5 protein-coding genes are annotated in these 5,006 nt (G+C 50.5%); 3 read left to right on the forward strand and 2 right to left on the reverse strand.

All coding sequences use genetic code 11. From position 1 onward, the window contains the following. On the forward strand, window positions 1-626 hold a 626-nt coding region (locus MKMG_RS10565; protein ID WP_165077843.1), incomplete at its 5' end, for a hypothetical protein. Next, window positions 623-1,972: a hypothetical protein gene (locus MKMG_RS10570; RefSeq protein ID WP_165077844.1), complete on the forward strand. Its 1,350-nt coding sequence runs from the start codon at window positions 623-625 to the stop codon at window positions 1,970-1,972. The genes MKMG_RS10565 and MKMG_RS10570, both read left to right, overlap by 4 nt. Window positions 1,973-2,104: 132 nt before the next feature. Here MKMG_RS10570 and MKMG_RS10575 read toward each other — a convergent pair whose 3' ends face one another. Further along, window positions 2,105-2,848 (reverse strand): hypothetical protein, encoded by a 744-nt coding sequence (locus tag MKMG_RS10575; RefSeq protein WP_165077845.1) that lies wholly within the window; start codon window positions 2,846-2,848, stop codon window positions 2,105-2,107. A gap of 273 nt (window positions 2,849-3,121) precedes the next feature. Further along, window positions 3,122-3,853, reverse strand: coding sequence for an SIMPL domain-containing protein (locus tag MKMG_RS10580; protein ID WP_165077846.1), 732 nt, complete (start codon window positions 3,851-3,853; stop codon window positions 3,122-3,124). Window positions 3,854-4,294: 441 nt separating this feature from the next. On the opposite strand from MKMG_RS10580, the gene MKMG_RS10585 reads away from it, so the two are divergent. Continuing rightward, window positions 4,295-4,807 carry a hypothetical protein gene (locus tag MKMG_RS10585; protein WP_165077847.1) on the forward strand — a complete coding sequence of 171 codons (513 nt, stop codon included), beginning with the start codon at window positions 4,295-4,297 and terminating at the stop codon, window positions 4,805-4,807. Window positions 4,808-5,006: the final 199 nt, after the last annotated feature.

A 5,006-nucleotide genomic window follows, 5' to 3' on the forward strand; every position in this document is an offset into this window, starting at 1 on the left:
AAGGATACTGCGATACCATCACCATCTACTCGCTGGCCGATCGCAGCCAGTTCACCCTCTCCCCTCCTGACGGCGCATCATACGCGCAACCCTCTGTGGGCAGGGGGATGGTGGTAGCTTCGCTGTATTATAAAGACGCCAAAACATCCGGACCGTACAAAACGGATATTGTGGCGACGACACTTCCCGGTATGGAGACGACAACCCTCTCTCTCCCGGAAACATCCCGCCGTTATTCTCCGCGATCCAACAGCGAATGGATTGTATGGGAGGAGAGATATTCGGGATCTTTTGGCAAAATTGTGTTATATAACACCAAAAACAGGACAATGATTGATCCCGTTCACATAGGCGGGTCATTACACAATCCAAAGATCGGCAACAATCATTTCATCGCGACTGAATATGATGAAGTACTGGGGGTCAGCAAACTCCGGCTCTTTTCGTTCACTGCAGAAGAACAGTATTCGCCAGGGGGTGATGCCGCTGAGGAAGGGGACAGTAAAAATGCGGCTGCAACCGTTTTTAACGGATATCATCTTCCTGATGGTATGTTAATCATATTGATTGGGATAATTGCCGGTGTTATGGCCGTGGCGGTCCTCCTGAAGAGGGAGAACAGGTGAAGACTGCAGGAATCGTTTCATACTTTATTGTTGCCACCGCCATTCTTGCCGGAACCGGGGCAGCAGTCTCGTTTGCAGACGAAGGACCGTTTTCAATCGCTCACCCGTATGAGATAATATCTGCGCCGGCAGCCGGGGGGGACCGGATTGTGTGGATCGAAGGCATACCCCCATTTTATCCCGACCCCGAATATTGCCCAGGATCTGCCCGTGCCATTTATTCATACAACACCACATCACAGACAAAGACACTCATCCGCTCCCGTGCGACCAATGCCCGCTCCCCTGATCTTGACGGTGATCTCGCAGTATGGGAGGAGGAACGCGAGTCCACAACAGATATTATCTTCTACAATTTTTCTGCAGGAACGGTCTCAGCTCTCCAGACAAACAGGCCCCAGCACAATCCACGCGTGAGTGAATACCGCATCGTCTGGGAAGAGGGATTCGAAGGTGAACGCAGAGTCTGGATGTATAATACAAAAGATGGCGAGTCCTATGGTCTTTCCACCGGAAAAACCGATTGTTTCTCTCCCGACATTGAGGGAAACACAGTAATCTGGGTTGAAAAAACCGACCAGGATGTGTATTCAATAGTCTCGCTGGACCTGGGGTCAGGGAGAATGTTTGCCCTCGGCACCACGTCAGCGGCGGTCTGGCCCCGCATCGACGGAGGGAGAGTTATATGGGAGGATGGGGGGTTGATTCATCTCGCATCGACTGAAGAGGGCATATCAACCCTCACGGCCGAGCCCGCATGTCGTTCCGGTGCAATCATCAGTGACAACATCGCTGCATGGTCAGAAGACGGACGGATCATCTGCAGTGACCTCTTGGAGACACAAACGACATGTATCGGAAAGCAACACGCCTCCATGAAGCCAGCAATTCTGGATGAAGGTATCGTATGGGTTGAAGACGACCAGTCTGCACTGTCCTCGATCCTGTATCAGCCCATTTCATCCCGGCCACAGACAGCTCTGCAGGTGGTATCATGCCCCGCAGATACCTCCACGACAAGAGGAGAACAAAGTGGTTGGATGCGGGAGGGAGAATCTGCATGGTATGCACTGGATATTTCCGCCGGCACAACCCAGGCTTCTCTGGACTTTTCGTGGGAAGATGTAAATGACTCACTCTCATGTACGTTAATTGGCCCCGGGGACACACTCTTCCGTTTCACCGATAGTGACGATGAAGTAATGGATGCCAGGATTAGAATCTCAGTCACATCTCCGGCAGGAATTGTCCCAGGGAGATGGTATTGCGCAATATCAGGAGAATCAGTCCGAAAAAAAGTCTGTTATTCGCTTATTTGGTATGAATATCAGGTGCAAAAGGAATAAGTCCCGTGCTATACCACAAGTGGAAAATCTCTGATCGTGTCGCTACATGATGCCAAAGGCATGTGACATCATAGACTGCCTGCTGACCCAAATCGAAAATCTCTGAAAGAAAAGCGAAGAAATTAAAAAAAACTATTTTTGTCGATTCCCAAACGCGATGAACGGACGGAGCTGCTCGGCACACTGCATCAGTTCTGCGGTGACCGCATCCTGATCCAGTGACAGAATGTCAGATAAAGGAATCAGGTACTCAAACCTGAGTGCCATGAAGGCATCCGGTTCCGGCGTCTTCTTCGCATTCCTGCCCTGATAAAATGATTTGTAATAGGCAGTCGTGTCCTCACCGTACCGGGGGTCAATCTCCATTGTGGTCAGCCCTTTTCGTATCGCCTTATCAAAGCCGGTACGCACCCCGTCAATGCGTTTCATGATGGAGGCAGCAGACGTCTGGCCAAGGCTGTATTTGAACACCAGCTGAAAGTAATATTCATGCCATCCGACCGGGCCAAGGGGAATTTTGGTATAGAGGCGGGAGCTGAACCGTCGGTCAGGCGGAAGGGCTGCAACGAGAGCGTCAAACCCTTCGGGATCGTCCTTCATATTCTGATAAAATGCCCCGATACTGGACGGGTATTCGGTATTGGTGATAATCTGGACATTACGCTTTCCGATAAAGATATTCAGAAACGTATCCTTCTCCTCTGCCGGTGTATCAAAGAATGCGAGATGTACATAATTGAAGTCCCGGTCATCATACCCGATTCTCGACATCTGGTATCCCAGTCCGTCCCTCAGCACCTTATAGAGAGGTTTTATTTTTCCGTCCACAAACCGCTCAGAACGCTCGGTGAGCAGCCGTTTTTCGTATTCATTCATCTCTGGAAGATGGCAGAACAGATCAAAATCCTGCAGTGAAAAATATCTGGAATGTCCGCTGTTCATGGCGCATTCGTTAACCTGTGTACATATCTTCCTATCGAAGGATGAAACCGGGAATCCTTGTTCCGGCAGAAAATCTCCATATAAGGGCAAGGTAGTTTCGCTGACACCAGCGCGGATATCTACCGGAACAGATCTTCCCGAAAAAGAATCCCGGGTAGCTTACGCAGGAAAAAAAGAGAAAAAAAACCTGGAGGAGTTCGTTTTGAGTTAGTTCTGTATTGCGTAGACGATGTTTACGGTTGCCGTCACATCAAGGGTGCCTGCCTCGATGGGTGTGGGTGCATAGCCCTTTGCAGCCTCCATCCTGGCACCAGCCATGTTATCAGCATAAACCATCGGGGTTGGACTGCCGTAGGTCGTGACATCCTGCACGCCGGTGATGGTCACGCCAAGGGCGCCTGCAAGGGTATCTGCATCGCCGCGGGCCTGGGCAACCGCTGCAATCAGTGCCTGTGCACGCAGGGACTGTGCCTTCTCATCACTGATGGTAAACCGGACGGAATTCACGTTGTTAGCACCGCTTATCACCGCGGTATCGATGATCTCACCGGCACGGCTGACGTCGTTATAGGTGACGGTCACGGTATTTGAGACCACATATACCTCTTTTTTTCCGGCAAAGGGACTGTCGTCATCCGGTGTGTGGGAGTACATCCTGTACCCGGATGTCTTGATATCCTCTGATGCAATACCGAGTCCTTTCAGGGCACTGATGACCGCAGCGCTCTTCTGCGCATTCTCCTGCTGGGCGGTGACCGGGTCGGTACTGGTCGTCTCGACACCGAGAGAGATTATTACCTCATCGGGGGCGGTGGTCACAGACCCGGCGCCTGACACCGTAATTGCCGGTATATCATTACTGTCTGCGGCGGCTGCCGGTATTACCAGGCAGCATACTGCTAAGAGGCATATGCCAAACCATTTCATCCTCATTGTCATATCCACTAATAGGAGACATTTGGATATAACCCTGCCTTTGACTTCAAAATAGTTCGCACATACGCTCACTGATCGATGATGACTGCATGCCGAATGTGAACAACTATTGCAATTTTTTTTTGCCGGATGAAACGGCTTCCGTTCTACCATAGCAGGAATGCGAAGAAGACACCCGAACCGGATACCTTCATGACACTCAGGTTTGAGTAAATGATTCACCGATCTGACATTCTGTCACCACACGTGGGATGGAATAACCACGGATACCCAAAGATACAAACTACCTGCACTCCCAGGCAGGATGACGTCGTCCTGATTGTTTCCCATCCAGAAACATTGCGGGCAAACCCACCCCACTCCATGATATCAAACGAAGAAGGGATGCAACCATTATATAATCAAACCACACCACTTTTAATAGATAATAAATATGGTGAAAATATGAAACTACCGGCAACAGCAGCACTTGAGGATGAGTTCATCCGGATGTTCCAGACAGGTATCGGGGGCGCAAATGGTCTTGATGCTCTTTCCTCATGGCTTATGGCACGCCTGTTCATCGAGCCGGGGGAGATGGCGATGGCGGATCTTGCTGAGGAGGCAGGGTATTCGCTCGCCTCTGTCAGCAACAAATGCCAGGTGCTCGAACGTGCCGGGTGCATAGTGAAACGGACGCGACCCGGGACGCGAAAGGTCTATGTCTATGCTCACAAGGATCTCATCGCAACCTTCATGCAGCAGCTGGAACAGGTTCGGCACACCCAGACTCTGGTGGTCATAAAGGAAATTCCGCCGATGATCGAACGCTACCAGACAGATGACATGCCCAAGGAACTGGAGGAGAGGATTGCCCTTCTCCAGGGGATGTATGATGACATGAAAAAAATCGATGGAATAATCACCGGGATGCTGGAGCGCCTCGCTGATGTTGGAGGTGTTCGGAATGGACAGTGACCACCGAAACCTTCTGTTGTTAATGGGGGGACTCCTCCTGATCTCCTTTGTATGGGAAGGAATCATCCTTCTAGTGGGCGGGGTGGCCGGGCCGTATTTTGGCACTGTCCTAATTTATACCGCAAAATGATAGTTTAAATACTCTTTCCAGCTCCAACAATGATCCGATAGGTTTTCCAACATCGCGGGTGTCTGTTTA

Source organism: Methanogenium sp. MK-MG (genome assembly GCF_009914725.1).
Classification (GTDB): Archaea; Halobacteriota; Methanomicrobia; order Methanomicrobiales; family Methanomicrobiaceae; genus Methanogenium.